Origin of the sequence: Kitasatospora sp. NPDC048286 (assembly GCF_043201735.1) — a bacterium.
Classification (GTDB): domain Bacteria; phylum Actinomycetota; class Actinomycetes; order Streptomycetales; family Streptomycetaceae; genus Kitasatospora.
This window is the reverse complement of record NZ_JBICZE010000006.1, coordinates 351,726-371,127: the sequence shown is the minus strand read 5'-3', so window position 1 is coordinate 371,127 and position 19,402 is coordinate 351,726. Positions and strand designations below refer to the sequence as shown.

Below are 19,402 nucleotides of genomic sequence, written 5' to 3'. Positions count from 1 at the left end.
CATGAGTGCCTCGCCCTGCTGATCCCGGGCTGAGACCTCCGAGGGCCGTCGACCTGACAGGGGCTAAGGTGCCCCGATGACCGTAGCCTTCTCCGACGCCTTCCTGCACGCCGCCGAGTACCACGCGGCCTGGGGCGTACAACAGCTGGAAATGATCACCCAGGCCTTCCCGGCTGGGCCGTGGACGGCAGATCTGGACCAGTGCCACTACGAGTCCGGCGGCCGAAGCCTTCGGGTGGGACTGCTGGGCAGCTACGACCTGGCCGAGCAGACCTGGCTGTGGGGCTGGGCCAACCCGGGGCTGCGCGGCAGTGAAGTGGCTGCCGCCGGCGCGCGAATCCCCGAGTTCGGCCGCCGTCACGGCATCGTGGAGCTGCAGCAGGAGGGCGTGGAGCTGGCCCGTTTCGCCGACCCGCGCCGGGCGGCGGAGGCACTGGCCTTCCTCGGCATGGCAGCGCTCGGCGCGCCCGGCTACATCGGCCAGGAGGCCGGTCCGGAGACCCGGGTCTACTTCGTACCGCAAGATCCGCGACTTCGGCCCGCGCGGCTGGACCCGGTCGCCATGCCGCGCCATCTGCTCACTGGCGCACAGCTTTTCGCGCGCTCGCCGCGACTTGTGGTCAACGGCTGGTTCGCCCTGCACGGCATCCCGGTGCAGGAAACCGCCGACCGGATCACCGCGCCTCTGCCCAGCGGGGGCGCCGCGGTGGTCTCCTTCGACTCCGCCGGCCGTATCTCGGGCATCAACGCGGGACCGGTTCCTGCCTAGTACTCCACCGTGGATCTCGACGCGGCCCGAGGTCAGCCCGAGCAGGCGATTCGCTGCGCCTGCTGCCAGGCGCACACCGGGCAGAGGGTGCCGCCGGGGTGGTCGGCGGGCAGTTCGGTCGGCTCGCCGCACAGGACGCAGTCGGCGCGTGGCCCGGTCGCGTCCGGGTCGTGCCGCAGCGCGGCCTCCGCTCCGTCCTCGGGTGCGAGTTCGCAGACGACCGCTTCCTGGTTCGTACGGGTGTCGCTCATGCCGCCTTACTACTCCGCTCCCCGCTCAAGCGCAACAAGCTCGGTCCCGGCGGCCCGTGGCCCCGGCGGACGAATGTCAGCGAACAGATTTCAGCGAACGTTCGCTGAAATCTGTTCGCTGAAATCCCGGGGCGGCGGGGTCGGTGCCGAAGGCCGGGGGCGGCTGTCACCCCCAGCGGTCGTCGCGCGAGCGCCTGGTCACCGTGCCTCCAGCGGGAGTTCGCCGACGCGGTCGACCGCGCCCTTGGTGAGGACGGCGGAGGTTCCGAGCACCGTCCCGGCCGGCCCCGCGTCGCCGGCCTCGCTGAGGACCGTGCGCTCGCCGAGGAACGCGTACGTGGTCCGGTCGAAGATCCACTGCGTCTGCTGTCCGTGCGCCGTGCGGGCCACGGCGACGCCTTCGCGCCCGGCGGCGTCGCCGGCCGAGGGGACCACGGTGACTCCGGGGATCCGCTCGGCGGCCCGGTAGAGCGCGGCGCCGACCTGCGGCGGCGCCCAGGTCTCGGCCAGCAGGTCGCCGATCGCGGCGAAGGCCCGCTGGTCGGGGTCCTGGCCCGCGCCGGTCTGGCCCTCGGTGCGGGTCTGTTCCCGGATCAGCTTCAGCAGGGCGTCCGGGTCGGTGGGCAGGGAGGCGACGTACGCGTGGGTCGGCTCGGCGATGGACGGGCCGACCGGGCGTGCGGTGTGGGGCCGGGGCGTCGCGCCCGGCCGGTCGAGCTCGAAGACCGGTCCGTCCTCGCCCAGCGGGCTGTCCGGCCCGCCGTCCTCGCGCAGCAGACCGGGGCGACTGCCGTCGGCGGACAGCCAGACCTGCCGGGTGTGCGCCGGCGCCGTCGTCGCGGGACCGCCCGCGGCGCTCTGCCCGGCGAAGGCGACCCTGCTCTCGATGTAGACGAACTGGTCGGCGCGGACAGCCGGTTGCTCCGCCTCGGCGGCGGCGAGCGCGATGCGGCCGAGGAGCCGTCCCGCTTCGGAGGTCCCGGCGGCGCTGCTCTCGACGACCGCGCGGTCGGGCTCGGCCGCACCCCCGAGGTCCAGCGCCACGACGCCGACGGCCGCGAGGCCGCAGGCGAGCGCCGGCACGGCGATCCGGAACCGGAGCGAACGCCGGGTCGGACGCCCGGACGGCGCCCGCCCGACGAACCCGGCGGACGCGGCAGACGCGGCGGACCCAACGGACACGGCAGGCGGAGCAGCCTCGGCACCATCGGCGGCGGCCCTGCGCAACACCTCCCGTCTCAGCAGCAGTCGACGCTCCTCGTCCAGGCCGGGCACCGCCGGCGGCGGCAGCAGCTCGGCGAGTTCGCGGCGCTCGGACTCCTCGGACGACGGGCACTGGGTACCGCGCCGTGGGGTGGCATTCATCCGTGGCTCTCCTGGGTCGACGGCCGGAGCACGGGGACACGGCCGGATACGGGCAGGGTGGTGACGGCGGAGGGGGTCCTGCCCTCCGCCGCGGTGGGCTCTCCGGTGCCGTCCGGCCGGTGCCGCACGCGTGCGGAGGCCCTGGCCGAAGCCCTGGCCTCCGCCGCGACTTCGGCTTCGGTGAGGTCGCGCAGCCGGGCACGGGCCCGGGACAGCCGCGAGCGGACGGTCCCGATCGGCGTGCCGAGCGCCTCGGCCGCGCTCGCGTAGTCCAGTCCGGCCCACACCACGAGGGTGAAGACCTCCCGGTCGCGGCGCCGGAGGCGGGCGAGCGCGCGACGCGCGGCCCGCAGGTGTTCGACGTCGGCGAGGTTCGCGACCAGGTCGTCGGCGAAGTCCGGGACCGAGCCGCGTTCCGGGGTCCGGGCCAGCGCGATGTCACGGCGCCGGCGGGCGCGGGCGTTGCGGCGCATGATGTTGGTCGCGATCCCCAGCAGCCACGGGCGCAGCCCGTCGCCGTCGAGGTGGGGTCCGTCGCCGGCGGGGTGCAGTCGCTCCCGGCCCCGCCACGCCTCCAGGAAGGTCGTCGAGACGACGTCCTCGGCCTCCGCCCAGTCGCCCGTCACGCGCAGGGCGTAGCGGTACAGCACCTGGGCGTGCTCGTCGTACAGCTCGCCCAGGGCATCGGGGTCGCCGCGGCGAAGACGCGTTCTCATGAGTGCTTCCACACACTGCTCTGCCCGGTCCGCCGCCCGGGTTCCGGTGATGCGCGTCACAGCCGCCGGCCCGCCCGGGGTGTGGCCCTGATCACGGGAACTCCGGTGCCCGGCCGAGCAGTACAGGGCATGACCACGACCTCCCTTCCCCGCCGCAACGCCCTCCGCGCCCTGGCCGTCGCCGTCGCACTGGTCGGCACCTCGACTCCCGCCTTCGGCAGTGCGGCCTTCGCCGCCGAGCCGGAGACGTACACCCTCACGATCAAGCACCTGGACCGCGCCGGCCAACCGGCCGGGAAGTACCGCACCCACGTCAGCGGGGTCTTCGAGGCCGGGGTCGAGGAGTTCCTGGAGCAGCAGGACGCCTCCGGGGTCACGACGGTGCGGCTGCCCAGGGGCCGGTACCTGCTGGACAGCACCCTGCCCGACGGCCCGGGGGCGGGCGGCCCGGCCTGGACGGACTGGGTCGTCCAGCCGCGCCTCGACCTCGACCGGGACACCACCGTCACCGTCGACGCGCGGACCACCGCCCCCGTCGACGTCCGGCCCCCGGACGGCACCGCGCGGTTCCTGCAGAGTTCGATGTTCGTCGAGGTCACGCACGAGGGTGTCACCAGGAGCGCGAACATCGGCAACAGGTCGACGAACCTGCGGGTGGCCCACCTGGGGCCCGAGGCCGAGGCCGGGACGGTCAATCAGTGGTACGACGCGCACTGGGCGACCGACACCGGCGGCTACCTGCTCGGCCAGACCTTCTCCGGCACCCGCGCCCTGACCGGGCTCGCCCGGCAGTACGCCGCGCAGGAGCTGGCGACCCTGAACGTCCGTGGCGCCGCCGGGCCGGGCAGCAACGGAACCGCCCTGCTGAGCGTCCTGCCGAGCACCGGGACGGTCGCCGGCGCTCCCCGGGTCATGAAGACGCCGGGCACCGCCACCTTCCTCGTCGCGCCCGAGCGCGGCACCTGGGACATCGGTGTCACCGTCCCGGGCGCCGACGACGCGACGCGGAACTACTACGTCGCCGACCGCGTCGCCGTACGGGCCGGGACGACGACGACCCACACCTTCGACGGCCCGGTGTTCGGCCCGGCGCTCACCGAGCGTCCCGCCGTCTCGCGCGACGGCGACCGGATCACCGCCGACGTCCCGCTGCTCGCCGACGGCGACGGCCACGCGTCGTGGAGCCCGTCGTTCGACACCGCGTACACCGCGCTGTACCGCGACGGCGTGCTGGTCGGCACCGCGTCCGCCGCGCCCGGGCGCGGCGAGTTCACCGTGACCCCGGGCCAGGGCTCGTACCGTCTGGCCACCACGGTGACCCGCAGGGCCGCGGCCGGCGCGACCACCCGCGTGAACGCGTCCTGGACCTTCGCCTCGGCCACCACGGCCGGGCCGACGGCGCTCCCGGTGAGCGTCGTGCGGTTCTCCCCCGATCTGGGCCTGACCGGCACCGCGACGGCCGGCAGCCCGCTCCGGATCCCCGTCACCGTCCAGGGCGCGGCCGCCGACGGCCGTACCCGTTCGCTGACCGTCTCGGCCTCCACCGACGGTGGCGCCTCCTGGACCCGCCTCCCGCTGGAGGCCGGTGCCGTCACCGTGCAGAACCCGCCGGCCGGCAGCGCCGTCTCCCTGCGCGCCGAACTGACCGACACCGACGGCAACACCCTTGAGCAGACCATCGCCGACGCCTACCGCACCCGGTGACGACGGCGAACGCCTGAGACGGCGCCGGCCTCCTCGATCGAGGAGGCCGGCGCCGTCTTCTCTTCCAACGCCGTTCCCGGGTCTCCGTCCACTCGCTCCCTCGGTTCCGCTTCCGGCTTCACCCTCCGCCGGTGCATCAACAGGGCTGTTTCAGTTCGGTGTTGACGATCTGCGGGCCGGTGAGCGGCTGGGCGGGGAGGGGCTTCACGGAGACTGGCAATTACCCTAGGGGGGTATGGTATGTTCGAAGTGAAGCAGCCGCCCGGGCCGTCCGGTCGGCGCCGGGCACCCACGACAGGAGCACACCCATGAGCGAGACCACCGTCATCGTCGAGTCCGCCGCCGCCGAGACCTCCTCCTGCTGCGGTTCGTGCGGCACCAGCGCCGGTGCGGCGCCGGCCGCCGAGCCCACCCGGGCCTCGGTGTTCCAGGTGAAGGGCATGACCTGCGGCCACTGCGTCTCCTCGGTGACCGCCGAGCTGAAGAAGATCGACGGCGTCGGGGACGTCGCCGTGGACCTCGCGACCGGCCGGGTCACCGTCGGCAGCACCCTGCCGCTCGCCGACTCCGACGTGGCCGCCGCCATCGACGAGGCCGGTTACGACCTGGTCGGCCGCGTCGAGGGCTGACCCGCCCGCGCCGGCCCGGGCGGGGCACCACCACACCCGTTCGGGCCGACTCCCCACCACCGCGCCGCCGGTAGAGTGAGGGCACGCCTCACCGCACAGGAACCGGAGACGGCCATGGTCAGCTACAGCTCCCACAAGGACGACTTCCTCAAGCGGCTCCGCCGCATCGAGGGCCAGATCCGTGGCCTCCAGCGCATGGTCGAGCAGGACACCTACTGCATCGACGTCCTCACCCAGGTCTCCGCCGCCAGCCGCGCCCTCCAGTCCTTCGCCCTCCAACTCCTGGACGAGCACATCGAATGCTGCGTCCGCGACGCCATCGCCGAGGGCGGCCAGGAGGCGGGCACCAAGATCCGCGAGGCCAACCAGGCCATCGCCCGCCTCGTCAGGTCCTGACCCGACCCCGATCCGGCACCCGAGGCACCCAAGGCACCCGAAGCGCAACCCCCGACTCCCGGCAGCTCCCGTGCCGGGAGCCGGAGCCATTACGGGGCGGGGGTATGCTCGGCGGTCAACCGTCTTACCGGGCAGTCGAATCGGGGCGATCAGGGGTGATCAACCGTGGAGTCGATCGAGTTCGCCCGCCGACTGGACGGCCTGGTCTACCGCTTCGACCCGGACGGCACCGTCAACGGCCGCCCGTCCTACCGGCGGCGGGACCTGGACCTGTGGTGCCGGTGGCTGCCGGACCGGGGCTGGTGCGTGGTCGATGCCGACGGAGTGCCCGACTCCGGCCCCCTGCCGGCCCGGAGCCGACACCGGGAGCACCCGCCCACCGGCCCGTGGCGCAGCTGGAAGGCGGGCAGGTCGTACCTCTACGACCTGCGCCGGGTCGACGGAGAGCCACCCCGCTGACGCCGCCGCCACGGCCGACCGCCAGGCTCGGACCCGGCCAGACCCGGTCAGACCCGGTCGAGCGGGCGGTGCGGGCCGTCCGGGAGCGTGACGGTGACGGGGTCGCCGGGGCGGACCGGGCCGCCGGCGCGGACGATGCCCATGATTCCGGCGCGGTGCACGATCGTGCCGTCCGCGCCGCGACCGACGACCTGCTTGAGCAGCCCGGGGCGGTAGTTGTCGATCTGGGCGCACGGGTTGCGCAGGCCGGTGATCTCCACCTCGGCCTGCGGGCCGATCCGCAGCACCGCGCCGACCGGCAGGCCGAGCAGGTCGACGCCCTCGGTGGTGATGTTCTCCCCGAGCGCGCCCGGCCGCACGTCGAAGCCCGACTCGCCGAGTTCGGTGAGCAGTTCACGGTGGATCAGGTGGACCTGGCGCAGATTGGGCCGCGTCGGGTCCTGCGCCATCCAGGACCGGTGCTTGACCGTCGCCCCGGCGTGCACGTCCCCCTCGACGCCCAGCCCGGCGAGCAGCATGATGCCGTCGCGGTTCGACTTGGTGAACGAGTACTCGGCGTTGCTGCTGACCGCCACCACGGTGCCGCTCATGTTCGGGCCCTCCTCGCAGACGCACGTTCGACCGGCCAGGAGCCTACTCCGCCGCGGCCGTACGGTCAGCCCTCCGAGGGCGCCCGCAGCAGCGGCAGCACGACCTCGTCCAGGATCTCCTCCACCACCCCGTCCGGCGCCACCGTCCCGCCCGTCAGGAAGGCGTCCCGCAGCAGGTCGAGCGGGAGCGAGACGACCCGTGGGGTGATCCGGTCGGGGTTGATCTCGCCCCGGGCGGCGGCCCGGCGCAGCATCGCCTCCAGGGTGTTCACCGGGCCCTCGGAGGTCAGCGCGCCGGTGAAGCGGGCCCGGAGTTCCGGGTCGCGCAGCAGGTCGACCAGGAAGGCGTGCACGGCCTCGCCCGGCAGGTCGTCGAAGCGGTGCAACAGGCTGCCCATGAAGAGCAGCAGGTCGGCGCGCAACTCGCCGGTGTCCGGCGGCTCCTGGAAGTTCGGGGCGTTGCGGCCGAGGGCGGCGATGACCAGGGCGGGGCGGTTCGGCCAGCGGCGGTAGAGCACCGGTTTGCTGGTCCGGGCGCGGGCGGCGACGCCGTCCATGGTGAGCCGGTCGTAGCCGTGCTCGACGAGTTCGCCCCAGACGGCGTCCAGGATCGCGCGTTCCAGTTCGTCGCCGCGTCGGCGCACCGGTCTGCCGTGCTCCACCGGGTTCCGCACCCGCCCCTCGTAGATACGTTGCGTTTCTTGCGGGGGCGAGCCTACAGTCGAACACAGGAAACGCGCCGTATCTTATGGCCGGACGGCCAGGGGGATCCGTCATGCGCACTGGTCACAGCACCGCTCAGAGCACTCAGAGCACCCACAGCACTCACAGCACCCGGACCGCCGGTACGACCGAGGTCCTCGTGGTGGGCGCCGGCCCGGTGGGCCTCGCGCTCGCCCTCGGCCTGGCCCGCGCCGGGATCGCCTGCCGCGTCGTCGAACGGGAGCCGGGCTTCCGCGACCGCGGTGTCCGGGGCAAGGGGATCACCCCGCGCACCCTGGAGGTCTTCGACGACCTCGGCGTCGTGGACGCGATCCTCGACCGGGGCACGCTCAACCTCAAGGTCCGTACGTACGAGGGCGACCGGGTCGTCGGGGAGGTCGACCCGGCGCCCGCCAACCGCCCGACCCCCGACCGCCCGTACAGCGGCGCGCTGCTGCTCGCCCAGCACCACACCGAGGCCGTGCTGCGCGAGCGGCTCGCCGGGTACGGCGTCACCGTCGAGACCGGCACCGAGCTGGTCGGCCACACCCAGGACGCGGACGGCGTGCTCGCCACCCTCCGCCGCGACGGACACGACGGACACGACGGGCGCGACGGGCGCGACGGGCGCGACAGCCAGGACAGCCGCACCGAGCAGCTGACCGCCCGCTACCTGGTCGGCTGCGACGGCGGCCGCAGCACCGTCCGCAAGCTGGCCGGCATCCCGTTCCTCGGCGAGACCTGGGACGAGGAACGGTTCCTGATGGCCACCATGGACGTGGACGGCCTGGACACCGACCGCATGCACCTGTGGAACCATCCCCGGCTGGGGATCGGCGCCCTGGTGCTGGTCCCGATGCGCGAGGACGGCACCTGGGCGGCGCACGCCTCCGTCGAGCCGGACGGGCACGGCGAGCTGCCGGCCCCGACCCTGGAGACCTTCCGCCGACTGTTCGCCGAACGGGCCGGCCTGCCCGGGATCCGGCTGCACGAGCCGACCTGGTCCACCGTCTGGCGCCCGACGGTCCGCATGGTCGAGCGTTACCGCGACGGCCGGGTGTTCCTCGCCGGGGACCCCGCGCACTGCCACTCGGCGGCGGGCGGTCAGGGTATGAACACCGGCGTCCAGGACGCCCACAACCTGAGCTGGAAGCTGGCCGCCGTGCTGCGCGGCGGGCCCGAGGCACTGCTGGACAGCTACCAGGCTGAGCGGCTGCCGGTCGCCGCCGCCGTGCTGGCCGCCACCTCAGCCCAGCACCGGAGGCTGTTCAGTGCCGACGGCGCCCGGGCGCTGACCGACCAGTTCGTCTCCATGTCCACCGCGGGCGGGGCCGACTTCACCGGGCTCTCGGTCGGCTACCGGGGCGGGCCGCTCGGCCGCGACCTCGACGACACCACCGGCATCCGGGCCGGCGACCGTGCTCCCGACGCGCCCTGCACCACCGCCGACGGCACCCCGACCCGGCTCTTCGACCTGTTCCGCGGCCCGCACTTCACCCTGCTGACCGTCGGCGAGCACCCGGCGCTGGCCGACGTCCGCGAGAAGGCGGACCCCGCCGCCCCCGGCCTGCGCCGGGCCGCCGTGCTGGACCCCGAGGGCCACGTCGCCCGGGCGTACGGGCTGCGCGGCGACGCCGTCGTGCTGGTCCGCCCGGACGGCTACGTCGCGCTCACCGGCGCCACCGCCGACCGGGCCGCCGTCGCCGCGCAGCTCGCGGGCTACGCCCCGGTCGACTGAGCCCCGCTGGGCCGGGCCCCGGCCCCGTTCCCGCCGCGCGCCGCCCGCTCGTCCGCGTCGGCGAGCCACAAGTACACCGGCGCGAGCCCGAGTTCGAGCGCCATCAGCACCAGCTGGAACCAGTGCGGCCGGCCGTCGACCACGATGGACAGCACCCGTGCGAGGCCGCCCAGCAGGAACACCGCCGCCAGCCACCGCACCGTCCGGGCGGGCACCGGCGCCTGCCGGGCGGCCTGGATCCAGGCCGCCCCGTACCCGGCGAAGACCGCCCCCATGAAGCGGCCGAAGCCGGCGGCCGTCGGTCCGGCGTCCGCGATGCCGGGCATCGCGGCGTTCCCCAGCAGGATGTGGACGAAGCCGATCGCCACGCAGGCGACCCCCATCGTCCACGCGAGCACCCGTAACGCCTTGGCCATGACCCACCCACCCGTTCCAGAGGTCTGGTTGACACGTGTCCACTAAGCTGCGCCGACAAGTAGACGCGTGTCAAGTAACCTGGCGCGCATGCCAGTCCACGAACGACGCCGGCGCCTCTCCCCCGCCGAGCGACGCGCCCAGCTGCTCTCCACCGGCGCCCGGCTCTTCGCCGAACGGCCGTACGAGGACGTGCTGATGGAGGAGGTCGCCGAGAAGGCCGGGGTCTCCCGCGCGCTGCTCTACCGGCACTTCGCGAGCAAGCACGACCTCTTCGCCGCGGTCTACCGGGAGGCCGCCGACGGCCTGCTCGCCAGGACCCGCTTCGACCCGGCCGACACCCTGGTCGAGCAGCTGGTGGAGGGCATGGACGCCCACCTGGACTACTTCATCGCCAACCGGCACGCCGTGCTCGCGGCCAACCGCGTACTGGCCGGGGACCAGGTGATCCAGACCATCATCGACGAGGAGCTCGACGCCCTGCGCGGCCGGCTGCTCGGCGTCCTCCCGCTCGCGGACGAGCGGGCGCGGCGGGCGGTGTCACAGGTCCTGCGCAGCTGGCTGGTGTTCGTCCGGGTGCTGGTCATCGACTGGCTGACCGAGGAGAGCTGCACCCGCACCGAGCTGCGGGACGTCTGCGTCGGCGCCGTGCTGGGCGCGCTCCGGCCGCTGCTGCCCGCCGATCCGGCACCCGACTGGGGGCACCCAGGGCATACCATCGGGGCGTAACGGGGAGAAGCGCCACAAGCATCCAATTATCTATGAATATACGACAATTGAATGCTCCGACTCCCCTCGACCAGCCGGACCTCCGAACCCGCGAAGGGACCCATGGACTCCGTCACCGCCGACCCCCGGACCACCCTCCCTCCACTCCACCGGCTCCCCACCACCCCCGCCCAGCCGCCCCACCCCACCACCCTCCCGGACGGCACCCCCGCGTGGCTGATCACCCGCTACCACGACGTCCGGCAGGTCCTCGGCGACCCCCGGGTCACCCGGGCCGACCTGCATGACGTCGGCACCGCCGGCGCCACCGCCGACGTGGCCGCCAACCCGGCGTCCCTGTTCAACCAGGACGGGCCCGCCCACCGCCGGCTGCGCGGCACCGTCCAACGGGCCTTCACCCCGCGCGCCATCGCCGGCTGGCAGCCGTGGGTCGCCGCCGCCGTCCAGCAGTCCGTGGACCGGCTGGTCGCCGCCGGGCCGCCGGCCGACCTGGTCCCCGCGTTCGCCCGGCCGGTGCCGTTCGCCGTCACCACCCGACTGATGGGGCTCGACGGGGACGGGCCGGACCACCTGGACGAGGAACGGCTGCACCGCTGGACCCTCGCCCTGCTCGCCCAGGGCGAGGACCCGGGCGACGGGCCGGGCAAGGACCCGGGCGACGGGCCGGGGCAGCAGGCGGGCGCCGACCACGGCGACACCCTCGCCGAATTCGGTGCCTTCATGGCCGAGTTGGTCGCCCGCCGGCGCCGCGAGCCCGGCGACGACCTGGTCAGCCGGCTGGTCCGGGCCGCCGACCAGGACGGCGGCGTCCCCGAGGACTCCCTCGTCTTCCTGGTCGCCGGACTCACCGCCAGCGGCAACGAGAGCGTCGCCGGGGCGCTCGCGAACGCCCTGGTGTACGTGCTCGGCGAACGCCCCGAGCACTGGCCACTCCTCGCCGACCCGGTCGTCGCCGAGCACACCGCCGAACGCCTGCTGCACTACATCCCGCTCGGCGACGACGAGGCCACCGTCCGCCGCACCATCGCGCCGATCGAGGTCGGTGACGTCACCATCCCGGCCGACTCGGTCGTCGCCGTCAGCCTCGGCAGCGCCAACCGCGACCCGGCCGTCTACCCCGAGGGCCTCGACACCGACCTCGGCCTCCCGCTGCCCGCCCCCACCCTGGCCTTCAGCTCCGGCCCGCACTACTGCATCGGCGCCTGGCGGGTCCGGCTGGAGATGCGCGAGTCGCTGCACCGCCTCGCCACCGCGCTGCCCGGCCTGCGCCTCACCACCCCGGTCGCGGAACTCGCCTGGCAGCTCGGCAGCACCACCCGCAGCCCGGCCCGCCTGCCGGTGGACTGGTAACCCGCGACCGACCGCGACCAGTCCCCGCCCGACCCGCGGCCAGGAGCACCCTCGGCGCCCCGCTCGGCGTCAGCCGTCGAGCAGGGCGCCCAGCCAGAGCTCCCGGCGCCGCTCGATGTACTCGGCGTCGCCGCGCCAGACCTCCCCGTGCCCCTGCTCCCAGAGCCTCGCCCAGGGCTGGACACCACGGCCCGCCCGGTCCCGCAGGAAGTCGTGCATGGCCCGGGTCCGTGGGCCCAACAGGGGGACCAGCGCCCGCCGTTCGGCCTCGTCCAGTCCGTAGGCGTCGACGAACACCCGCAGCCGGGCCGCCGCGTCGGCGTCGGCGAGCCGCAGGTCCGGCTGCGCCGACAGCGGCAGGAACCCGTGCAGCGCGTACGCGAGGTCCCACAGGCGGGTGCCGGGGGCGGCCGTGTCCCAGTCGATGAAGGACCACTGGTGCTCGGCGCCGACCACGAGGTTCCACGGGGCGAGGTCGTTGTGGGCGATGATGTCGGCGCCGTCGGGCGGCATCAGCACCTGCCAGCGGGCGTCCGGCGGGGGCGTGAAGTCCCGGACGGCGTCGTGGAACTCCCGGATCAGGCGGGCCACCCCGGCCAGGCGCTCGGCCGGGCCCAGCAGGTGGAAGCGGTCCGGCCAGAGCACCCGGCCCGGCTGGTACGTCAGCACCTCGCGCCCCTGCGCGTCGAGGCCGAGCGGGCGCGGCGCCGCCCGGTACCCCACGGCGTGCAGGTGCTCCAGCAGCGCGTGCACCGCGGGCGTCCACGGCCCGGCCGGGCGCCGCACGGTGTCCCCGACCCGGACCACGCCGGCGCTCGTGTTCCCGCCGGACAGCGGTTCTTCCTCAGCGGGCGCGAACAACTCCTCACCGGGCACGGGCGGTTCCTCACCGGGCACGGGCGGTTCCTGGGCCGACGAGGGCAGCGGCCGCTCCCCCTCCCGGCTCATCCGAACAGCACCTCCCCCAGCGTCCCGCCCTCCGGCACGCCCGGCAGCACGTAGGCCACCGCCGAGGCCGTGTGCTCGACGAAGGCGTTCAGGGCGTCGCGCGCGGCCAGCCGGTTCTGGACGCGGGTGAACTGGGCCGGGTCGCGCATGAAGGCGCAGAACAGCAGGCCGCGGTCGCCCGGGCCGTCGTCGTAGTTGTAGCCCCGCCGCAGCATCCGGGCGCCGCCGTCCAGCCGGGGGCTGGAGAGGCGGACGTGCGCGGTGGCCGGGATGACGTACGAGCCGTCCGGGTTCTTGGCGTAGATGTCCGGCTCGTCGTGTTCCGCCGTGCCGGTGAGCGGGGCGCCGTCGCCGGCCCGGCGGCCCATCACCTGTTCCCGGCGGTCTCCGGGGAGGGCCGCGAAGGCGGCGGTGTCCATCCGGATCCGGCGGTAGACCAGCACCGTCCCGTGCTCGTGCGGCCCCGGCGGGCCCCAGACCCACTGCCCGCTCTGCTCGCCGTCCGGGTTCGCCGTGCCGTCCTTGAAGCCGAACAGGTTGCGCGGCGTGGCGCCGCCGGTTGTCCGGGCCAGGAAGCCGGACTGGGTCCACCGCACCGTCGCGCCCGCCGCCCGGGCCACGGCGTCCACCTGCTCGGCGACCACGGACAGCGGCCAGCGGTCCGCCGCGCAGAGCTGGAGCACCAGGTCGCCGCCGCCGCGCGCCGGGTCGAGCCGGTCGCCGGGGAAGGCGGGCAGCTCGGTCAGCAGCACCGGCGGAACGTTCAGCCCCAGCCGGGCGGCGAGCCCGGGCCCGACCGCGACCAGGCTGCTCAGCCGGGCCGGCGGGGCTGCCCGCAGCCGCTCGTCCGCCGGGCTGTCGCCCGACGCCTCGGCCAGCACCCGGGTCAACTCGCCGAGCAGGCCGCGCAGGGCGGCCCGTCCGTCCGAGGTCGCGGCGGGCGCGAGGTCGAGGGCCAGCAGCTGGGTGGCCGGCTGCTGCGCGACCGTCACCCCGGCCTGCCGTTCGCCGTGGAAGGGCACGGGGGGCTGCTCCGGCGGCGCCTCCCGTCCGGGCCTGCCGTCGTGGAGGCCGACGCCGTCCAGGGCCAGCGCCGTGACGCCGGCGCCGATCCCGGCGGCCGCCAGCGCCCCGCCCGTGATCAGAGCCCTTCGCCCCACACCGGTCCCGACGGTCGGTGGCTGGTCCTGCGCCTTTCCGGCTTCGGCATGCATGGGCGACATTGGAGACGATAGAACACGCCGTATGCAACTTTTGACCACACGTCATCCGGGCCCGACCGCAACTCCCCCACGCGGGGCCCGTACCGCCAGGCGGCTGCCCGCCCTGTTCACCGCCGCCGTGCTCGCCCTCGTCCCCGTTCTCTCCGGCTGTTCCTCGGGCGGCTCGTCCTCCTCCGACGCCAAGCACCCGGACGGCCCGGTCATCCGCGTCCCGCAGCACTTCCCGACCATCCAGCAGGCCGTGGACGTCGCCCGCGAAGGGGACACCGTGCTGGTCGACCCGGGCACCTACCGGGAGAGCGTCCGCCTCACCAAGCCCAAGATCGTGCTGCGCGGCACCGACCGCAACACCGTCGTCCTGGACGGCGGCCTGCGGCTGGTCAACGGCATCACGGCCTCCGGCCCCGGCTCGGTGGTGGAGAACCTCACCGTCCACGGCTACCTCGCCAACGGCGTGCTGTTCACCGGTGTCACCGACGAGAAGCTCCAGCAGCACGGCGCCGGCGGCTCCGCCTACAACCCGCTGGACACCGTCCGCTTCCCGGTCGTCCAGGGCTTCCGGGCCAGCAACGTCACCGCGTACAACAACGGCCTGTACGGCATCTACGCCTTCGACGCGCGCGGCGGCGTCATCGAGAACTCGTACGCCTCCGGGGGCGCGGACTCCGGCATCTACGTCGGCCAGTGCAAGCCCTGCGACACCCTGGTGCGGGGCAACACCGTCGAGCGCAACGCCGTCGGCATCGAGATCACCAACGCCTCCGACGGGCTCACCGTGGTCGGCAACCGGGTCACCGGCAACCGGGTCGGCGTCACCGTCAACTCCAACGACCTGGAGGCCCTCGCCCCGCAGCACGGCGCGGTGATCGTGGGCAACGTCGTCACCGACAACAACGCCACCGACACCCCCCAGCAGGCCGACGGCGCGTACGGCATCGGGATCGGGATCGGCGGCGGTACAGAGAACCAGGTGCGGCGCAACCTGGTCCAGGGCAACCGGGCGGCCGGCATCGTCGTCACCGACCCGCCCGGGCACCCGGCGAGCGGCAACCGGATCGAGGGCAACCGGGCCGCCGGCAACGGCACCGACCTGGTGCTGGCCTCCGCCGACCCGGGCAACTGCTTCACCAACAACCAGCCGGGCGTCCAGAGCCCGGACGGTCTGGAGACGCTGGCGGGCTGCGCCGTCCAGGGCCGGACCGCCCCGCCGTTCGGCCGCACCAGCCCGGTCCAGTCACCGCCCGGCATCCCGTTCAGCCAGGTGCCGGCCCCGCCCGCCCAGCCCTCGCTGCCGGACCCGGGCGCGCCCGGCGTCCCGGCGACCGACCTTCCGGGCCCGGTCGACGCCGGCGCCTATCCGCTGCCGGAGTCCGCGGACGCCCTCCCGAAGCACTGACCCCCGCCCCCGTCCGGGCTCGCGCTCGCGCGGGCCCGAGGGGGCGGACGGCCGTGCAAGGGCCGGGCGGCCGCGCTGCGCGGGACCGGCGGCGCCCCGGTCGCGGGAGCCGCCGGCGGCTTCATGAACGCGGCCGCCGGGGTGGGCGGCCCGGCCGTCTCCCTGTACGCCGTCAACACCGGCTGGACGGCCCGGGAGTTCCTGCCCGACGCCCGGCTCCACGGGGTGGTGGTGGACGCCTTCTCGCTGGCCGGAAAAGGACTGCCCGCGCTGTCCGGGCCGGCCCGGTGGCCGGTGGCCGCGGCACTCGCGGGCGGCGCGGTGGTCGGCCGGCTGCTCGACGACCGGGTGCCCGAACACCGCGCCCGGCCGGTGGTGCCGGGCCTGGCCCCGGCCGGCGGGGTGACGACGCTGGTCAAGGGTGTCTCGGGGCCCGGCCGAACGCCCGGCGGGAGCGCCGGCGCCCGGAACCCGGCGGAAGCCGGAACCCACCGGACACTCCGGACACCCCCGGATGAGCCCGACACCCTTGCCGACACGGACAGTTCGGGACACCCCGGGCAGTTCAGAAACCACCCGAACAGTCCTCCGCGGACATGACATACTGCGTCGGTGACCTCAGCTGACGTGGCCGAAAAACCGTCCAAGACCCGCCCCCAACTGGGCCGGAAGTTCAATCTGCTGTGGTCCGCGTCGGCGATATCCTCGGTCGGCGACGGCATGCGGGACTCCGCCCTGCCGCTGCTGGCGGTGGCCGTCTCCGACTCCCCCAGCGCGGTCTCCGTGGTCTCCGTCGCCGCGTCGCTGCCCTTCCTGGTGATGTCGCTGTACGGCGGGGTGCTCGCCGACCGGGCCGACCGGCGGCGGCTGATGTGGACGATCGACGCCGCACGCGCCGTCGTCGTCCTGGGCTTCGCCGGCTGGGTCTTCCTCGCCGACCCGCCCCTGGTCGCGCTCGCCGCGCTGGCCTTCGTGCTCGGCTGCGGCGAGACGGTCTTCTCCAACGCCGCCACCTCGGCCGTGCCCGAGCTGGTCCGGCCCGACCAACTCGACGCCGCCAACGGCCGGATGCAGGCCAACATGCTGGTCGGTGGCAACCTGGTCGGCCCGCTGCTCGGCTCGGCACTGTTCGCCGTGGCCGTCGCCTCCCCGTTCACGGTGGACGGCGTGTCCTTCGCGCTCGCCGCCGTCCTGGTCGCCGCCACCGGCCGCTCCACCGCCCCGCGCACCCGGGCCGACCGCCGACCGGTGCTCACCGAGATCCGCGAGGGCGTCGACTGGCTGTTCCACCACCGCGACGTGCGGATGCTCGCCGTGCTCTCCACCCTCGGCGCGCTGGCCTGCTTCATGGGCACCACCATGATGGTCCTGATGGTCACCAAGGTCATCCACGCACCGGCCGCCTCCTACGGCATCGTGCTCGCGGCCGGCGCCATCGGCGGCACCGCCGCCAGCACCCTGGCCGGCCGGCTCAGCCGACTGCTCGGCCGGGGCACCCGGATCGCCCTCGCCTTCCTGCTGATGGGCGTCTCGCTGATCCTGATGGGCCTGAGCACCTCGGTGGCCGAAGTGGCCGCGCTGTACGGCGTGATCGGCTTCGGGATCGTCACCTGGAACATCCAGGCGATCTCGCTGCGCCAGCAGGCCGTACCGAAGGAACTGCTCGGCCGGGTCAACAGCTGCTACATGCTGCTGAGCCGCCTCGGCATCATGACCGGCGCCGCCCTCAGCGGCTGGATCGCCTCCGCCGTCAGCATCCGCACCCCGCTCTTCGTCGGCGGCGCCCTGCTGCTGGTCCTGCTGGTCGCGGTGCTGCTCCTGCTCCCCCGGATGACGGCGCTGGAGGCCGCTCCGGCCCCGGCCGAGACCGAGGCCGAGCCCACCGCCGCCGCGGACTCCGGGGAGTAGCGTCCACGGCGGCGCCGACGGGGGGAAGTTCGCGTCCTCCCGCTCGACACCCCCGGTCGGCGGGTATGGTGACCAGGGGGTGCACCGGGAAGCCTGGTCGGCGAGCAACTGCCGCCCGTCCTGAGGAGAGCCGTGAACGCCAACCGCCCCACCGCCGCTGACCGGTCGACCGCCTCGGACGTGACCGACACCGAAGTGCCCGACGTCGAAGTGCCTGAAACCGACACGCCGGACGCCGGCACGCTCGACGCCGACGCGCCGCCGGTCGGCCTCGGCCCGCTGGTGCGGATCGACGGCGCCTGGTTCATCGGCGACCACGAGAGCAGGGCTTACCTCGCCGTCCTCCCCGAGGGGTTCGAGCACCGCGTCGCCGGGCACGAGCCGCTCCTGGTGCCGTGGAAGCGCCTGATGAGCCTGCAACTCGCCGTCACCAGCGGCCGGTTCCTCAGCACACCGGTCGGCGGTCTCCTGGCGGGCGGCCACCGCTCCGCGATCGGCGCCCACGGCTCCTGCCTGCGTGCCATGGTCCGGCACCCCTACGACATGTGGAGCCCCCGGTTCGTCCACCACCGGCGGTGGTACCCGGCGCCCGAGATCACGGTGCTGCAGCAACTGCTGGGCGACATCGTCGATCTCGGGCGCGTCGACCGGCTCGGCGACGACGCCTGGCTGTCCTCGGTCGTCGCGGAGCTGGCGACGGACCCGTTCCTCCGCAGGTGGCGGACCAGCAAGGCCCTCGCGGAGGGCGTGAAGGAGCTGATCACGCGCGGGGCGTGACCGGCGGGCGGCTGTCGGGCGGGGTGGCGGACCGGGCAGGGGCGGAGACGAGGGAGGCCAGGGCCGGGGTCGCGGCGAGGACGAGGCACAGTGGCAGCGGCAGGCGCTCGGCGAGCAGGCCGGCCAGCGCCGTTCCGGCCGAACTCCCCGCGTTGAAGCAGGCGTTGACCCAGGCGCCGGCCCGGGTGTGCTGGCCGGGCTCGGCGAGTTCGTCGGTGAGCAGGTAGGCGGTGGTGAGGGTCGGGGCGACGGCCAGGCCCGCCAGGGCGGCGGTCGCCGCGAGGAGCGGGAGCGTCGGGGCGAGGGCGGTCAGGGCCAGTGCGCCGCCGAAGGCCGCGGAGAGGACGGCGAGCCGGACCCTGGCCGGAGCGCGCCAGTCGAGGGAGCCCAGGGCGAGACCGCCGACCGCACTCCCGGCCGCCAGCGCCGCCTCCACCCAGGCGGCGTCGGCCGGCTGCCCGTGCCGCTGGGCGAAGACCACCGCCAGCAGGCCGAAGGCACCGAGTCCGGCCCCGGCGCCGGCCGCGGCGGCGAGTGGCTGGCGGGTCCGGGACAGCAGCCGCCAGGGGCGCGAACGGTCAGCGGCCGCAGGGGAGTTCACGGGCGCCCGACTCGGCCCGCCGCGCACCGAGGCGGCCAGGGCGAGGGTGCCGGAGAGGACCAGGACGGCGCCCAGCACCAGCCCGAGCCCCGGGCGGGCCGTCCCGGCCGCGATCAGGCCGGCCAGCAACGGGCCGGTGACGTACAGGAGTTCCTCGGCGACGGTGTCCAGACTGTAGGCCCGTCGGCGCAGTTCGGGATCGGGCAGGAGGGCACTCCAGCACGCCCGGGTGACCGGCCCGAGGGGTGGCGCGAGCACACCGGCCGCCACCGCGAGGGCGAGCAGGGCGGAGTACGGGACGCCGGGACGCCAGGTGGCGGCCGCCAGGGCGAGCAGCACCAGCGCGTACCCGGCCGCCATCGGCGGCAGCGCCCGGCGCGGGCCGTGGCGGTCGACCAGCCCGGCCCGGACGGGCGAGAGCAGCACGTTGGAGCCGGCGAACAGCGCCGTCAGCCAGCCGGCCCGGGCGTACGAGCCGGTCGCGCCGGTGACGGCCAGCAGGAGCGAGAGCGGGACGATGCCGTAGGAGAGGCGGCCGATCAGGGCCGCGCCGAAGAGCCGGACCGCGCCAGGGGTGCGCAGGACCGTCGCATAGGACGAAGACATGGAGGGGTTCCTCGAAGGTTGGCGCGCACCGCGCGCCGGTGTACCGGGACGCCGAAGGGCCGCACCACCGGGGTGCGGTCGCTGCCTGGGGCCCTAGTCACGAGAGAGGAACACGGGGCCATGCTAGGGCA

Annotated in this window: 21 protein-coding genes; 12 read left to right on the top strand and 9 right to left on the bottom strand. The window is 74.7% G+C overall.

From position 1 onward, the window contains the following. Positions 1-76: 76 nt before the first annotated feature. Complete coding sequence (locus tag ACGF13_RS17180; protein ID WP_392875184.1) at positions 77-769, top strand: DUF6882 domain-containing protein; 693 nt, start codon at positions 77-79, stop codon at positions 767-769. A gap of 32 nt (positions 770-801) precedes the next feature. Here the strand turns inward: ACGF13_RS17180 and ACGF13_RS17175 are convergent, their stop codons facing one another. The 3 genes from ACGF13_RS17175 to ACGF13_RS17165 all read right to left on the bottom strand — a co-directional run bounded on the left by ACGF13_RS17175 (position 802) and on the right by ACGF13_RS17165 (position 3,101). Beyond that, positions 802-1,020 (bottom strand): hypothetical protein, encoded by a 219-nt coding sequence (locus ACGF13_RS17175; protein WP_392875181.1) that lies wholly within the window; start codon positions 1,018-1,020, stop codon positions 802-804. Between the two features lie 198 nt (positions 1,021-1,218). After that, a complete protein-coding gene (locus ACGF13_RS17170; protein ID WP_392875178.1) occupies positions 1,219-2,385 on the bottom strand; it encodes a CU044_5270 family protein in 1,167 nt (388 codons plus the stop codon). Beyond that, complete coding sequence (locus ACGF13_RS17165; protein ID WP_392875175.1) at positions 2,382-3,101, bottom strand: RNA polymerase sigma factor; 720 nt, start codon at positions 3,099-3,101, stop codon at positions 2,382-2,384. Before ACGF13_RS17165 ends, ACGF13_RS17170 begins: the two co-directional genes overlap by 4 nt. 129 nt (positions 3,102-3,230) lie before the next feature. Here ACGF13_RS17165 and ACGF13_RS17160 point away from each other — a divergent pair, with 129 nt between their 5' ends. The 4 genes from ACGF13_RS17160 (at position 3,231) to ACGF13_RS17145 (ending at position 6,289) form a co-directional block, all read left to right on the top strand. Beyond that, positions 3,231-4,805 carry a serine protease gene (locus tag ACGF13_RS17160; protein ID WP_392875174.1) on the top strand — a complete coding sequence of 525 codons (1,575 nt, stop codon included), beginning with the start codon at positions 3,231-3,233 and terminating at the stop codon, positions 4,803-4,805. A gap of 308 nt (positions 4,806-5,113) precedes the next feature. After that, positions 5,114-5,434 carry a heavy-metal-associated domain-containing protein gene (locus tag ACGF13_RS17155; RefSeq protein ID WP_392875172.1) on the top strand — a complete coding sequence of 107 codons (321 nt, stop codon included), beginning with the start codon at positions 5,114-5,116 and terminating at the stop codon, positions 5,432-5,434. Positions 5,435-5,548: 114 nt separating this feature from the next. Then, complete coding sequence (locus ACGF13_RS17150; protein ID WP_392875169.1) at positions 5,549-5,830, top strand: metal-sensitive transcriptional regulator; 282 nt, start codon at positions 5,549-5,551, stop codon at positions 5,828-5,830. Between the two features lie 165 nt (positions 5,831-5,995). Then, complete coding sequence (locus tag ACGF13_RS17145; RefSeq protein ID WP_392875166.1) at positions 5,996-6,289, top strand: hypothetical protein; 294 nt, start codon at positions 5,996-5,998, stop codon at positions 6,287-6,289. Between the two features lie 47 nt (positions 6,290-6,336). On the opposite strand, the gene ACGF13_RS17140 is transcribed toward ACGF13_RS17145, so the two are convergent. After that, positions 6,337-6,879: an MOSC domain-containing protein gene (locus ACGF13_RS17140; protein WP_392875163.1), complete on the bottom strand. Its 543-nt coding sequence runs from the start codon at positions 6,877-6,879 to the stop codon at positions 6,337-6,339. A 65-nt stretch (positions 6,880-6,944) separates the two neighbouring features. Beyond that, positions 6,945-7,553, bottom strand: coding sequence for a TetR/AcrR family transcriptional regulator (locus ACGF13_RS17135; protein ID WP_392875160.1), 609 nt, complete (start codon positions 7,551-7,553; stop codon positions 6,945-6,947). Positions 7,554-7,654: 101 nt separating this feature from the next. On the opposite strand from ACGF13_RS17135, the gene ACGF13_RS17130 reads away from it, so the two are divergent. Beyond that, on the top strand, positions 7,655-9,319 hold the full coding sequence (locus ACGF13_RS17130) for an FAD-dependent monooxygenase (protein WP_392875157.1): 1,665 nt from the start codon (positions 7,655-7,657) through the stop codon (positions 9,317-9,319). Here ACGF13_RS17130 and ACGF13_RS17125 read toward each other — a convergent pair. Further along, on the bottom strand, positions 9,301-9,735 hold the full coding sequence (locus tag ACGF13_RS17125) for a DUF4345 domain-containing protein (RefSeq protein ID WP_392875154.1): 435 nt from the start codon (positions 9,733-9,735) through the stop codon (positions 9,301-9,303). The two genes, ACGF13_RS17130 and ACGF13_RS17125, sit on opposite strands and share 19 nt — an antisense overlap. Before the next feature lie 88 nt (positions 9,736-9,823). On the opposite strand from ACGF13_RS17125, the gene ACGF13_RS17120 reads away from it, so the two are divergent. Both ACGF13_RS17120 and ACGF13_RS17115 read left to right on the top strand, forming a co-directional pair. Then, on the top strand, positions 9,824-10,462 hold the full coding sequence (locus ACGF13_RS17120) for a TetR/AcrR family transcriptional regulator (RefSeq protein WP_392875151.1): 639 nt from the start codon (positions 9,824-9,826) through the stop codon (positions 10,460-10,462). Positions 10,463-10,564: 102 nt separating this feature from the next. After that, positions 10,565-11,812, top strand: a complete 1,248-nt coding sequence (locus tag ACGF13_RS17115; protein ID WP_392875148.1) for a cytochrome P450 — start codon at positions 10,565-10,567, stop codon at positions 11,810-11,812. Between the two features lie 69 nt (positions 11,813-11,881). On the opposite strand, the gene ACGF13_RS17110 is transcribed toward ACGF13_RS17115, so the two are convergent. Together ACGF13_RS17110 and ACGF13_RS17105 are read right to left on the bottom strand one after the other, a co-directional pair. Beyond that, complete coding sequence (locus ACGF13_RS17110) at positions 11,882-12,760, bottom strand: phosphotransferase enzyme family protein (RefSeq protein ID WP_392875145.1); 879 nt, start codon at positions 12,758-12,760, stop codon at positions 11,882-11,884. Then, positions 12,757-13,974, bottom strand: a complete 1,218-nt coding sequence (locus ACGF13_RS17105; RefSeq protein WP_392875142.1) for a Dyp-type peroxidase — start codon at positions 13,972-13,974, stop codon at positions 12,757-12,759. The genes ACGF13_RS17110 and ACGF13_RS17105 overlap by 4 nt, the downstream gene beginning before the upstream one ends. A gap of 31 nt (positions 13,975-14,005) precedes the next feature. Here ACGF13_RS17105 and ACGF13_RS17100 point away from each other — a divergent pair, with 31 nt between their 5' ends. The 4 genes from ACGF13_RS17100 to ACGF13_RS17085 all read left to right on the top strand — a co-directional run bounded on the left by ACGF13_RS17100 (position 14,006) and on the right by ACGF13_RS17085 (position 18,064). Further along, positions 14,006-15,379: a right-handed parallel beta-helix repeat-containing protein gene (locus ACGF13_RS17100; protein WP_392875139.1), complete on the top strand. Its 1,374-nt coding sequence runs from the start codon at positions 14,006-14,008 to the stop codon at positions 15,377-15,379. 123 nt (positions 15,380-15,502) lie between these two features. Further along, complete coding sequence (locus tag ACGF13_RS17095; RefSeq protein ID WP_392875136.1) at positions 15,503-15,979, top strand: hypothetical protein; 477 nt, start codon at positions 15,503-15,505, stop codon at positions 15,977-15,979. A 12-nt stretch (positions 15,980-15,991) separates the two neighbouring features. Next, positions 15,992-17,287, top strand: coding sequence for an MFS transporter (locus ACGF13_RS17090; RefSeq protein ID WP_392875133.1), 1,296 nt, complete (start codon positions 15,992-15,994; stop codon positions 17,285-17,287). Between the two features lie 132 nt (positions 17,288-17,419). Next, on the top strand, positions 17,420-18,064 hold the full coding sequence (locus ACGF13_RS17085; RefSeq protein WP_392875130.1) for a hypothetical protein: 645 nt from the start codon (positions 17,420-17,422) through the stop codon (positions 18,062-18,064). Here ACGF13_RS17085 and ACGF13_RS17080 read toward each other — a convergent pair. Then, positions 18,048-19,271, bottom strand: a complete 1,224-nt coding sequence (locus tag ACGF13_RS17080; RefSeq protein WP_392875127.1) for an MFS transporter — start codon at positions 19,269-19,271, stop codon at positions 18,048-18,050. The two genes, ACGF13_RS17085 and ACGF13_RS17080, sit on opposite strands and share 17 nt — an antisense overlap. Positions 19,272-19,402: the final 131 nt, after the last annotated feature.